Raw genomic sequence first — 1,239 nt, 5'->3', positions numbered from 1 at the left:
AGATATCGTTTCTAGGATGGATGATCATAGGCGTGCCTATCGCAGCCGTTATGATACTGGTGTTGTGGCTGTCTGTCACGTTCGTCTTCAAGCCGGAATCCCTGAGCCAGGAGAAGATCACGCAGCTCTACGAATCGGTGAGGTCGTACGGGGCCTTTCTCGCAGAAGAGAAGAAGACTCTTTTCATCATTCTTGGCGTGCCGATTCTCTGGATCTTGGGTACGTGGCTCCCCTTGCTCAATATGACGGTCGTATCCGTCCTTGCCATGGGCCTCATGCTTGCACCTGGCTTCAATCTGCTCACATTCGATGAATACCAAAAAGGCACTCCGTGGAACGTCGTCATCATGGTTGGCGCCATGATCTCTATGGGTAGTCTGCTTGGGAGCACGGGGGGATCGCAGTTCATAGGCGGTGTCGTACTTTCGATGGGCTTTGCCGACATGAACATCGTAGTAGCTCTGCTCGTTCTCGGCATAGTGCTGTACCTTTTGCATACCGTCATGCCGATCGGTCCCGGGTTCGTCCCGGTGTTCTTTCTTCCCTTGGTCACCATCTGTACTGCTGCCGGCCTGAACCCGATCTCGGCTGCCGTGATGATGTCGGCCATCATCGGGGGCAACTACTTGCTTCCGATAAATCCGACTATCGCGATCACCTATAGCGAAGACACTTACGAGCTCAAGGATATGTTCAAGGCGGGAATCGTCCCCGTATTCGTGCTCTGTGCGGTCATGGCTTTGTGGATTCCGTTCATTACCGGCATCCTGACAAACATCGGCATGCTGTACGCGGTGTAGGGAAGGAGAGGGCCGGATGTGCTGCGGATGCAGGGGTGCGACAAGTGCGGAAAATCCGCTGCTGTTCGGCCGGCGACGGCAACGCGCCCCTGTAAAGCGTGCGGGTGCGTCTTGGATGAGGTTGACATCGGTACATGCCCTGTATGTGGCATGGTTTTGCGGCCTTCCGCTCCGGCATCGCCCGGAGAGTCGAGCCGAAAGTTAGAGGACGACAGAGAGCCAGAGGCCATAATCGAGATTGCGACGATACTCGATTGGAGTGAGTCGGCATCTCGTTTTGGATAGAGACAGATGAGGAATGGGAAAGGCAGGTTAATATGACAGAGAGACACGGAACCGTCTTAACCGAGTTGTCGAGGAAGGAGGTTGTGCTCGTCGAACACAAGCAGCCCTTCCGCTACGAAGAGGATGGGTTGGCAGTCACGCGTGGCAGTGCATG

1 protein-coding gene is annotated in these 1,239 nt (G+C 55.0%); it reads left to right on the top strand.

The window, feature by feature from the left end; translation table 11 throughout:
- On the top strand, positions 1-800 hold an 800-nt coding region (locus tag RR842_RS14735; protein ID WP_332730320.1), incomplete at its 5' end, for an SLC13 family permease.
- Positions 801-1,239 lie beyond the last annotated feature (439 nt).

Source organism: Gordonibacter sp. (genome assembly GCF_036667095.1).
In the GTDB taxonomy this organism is placed as follows: domain Bacteria; phylum Actinomycetota; class Coriobacteriia; order Coriobacteriales; family Eggerthellaceae; genus Gordonibacter.
Note: the sequence above shows the minus strand (reverse complement) of the source record. Positions and strands in the feature narration are given on the sequence as shown.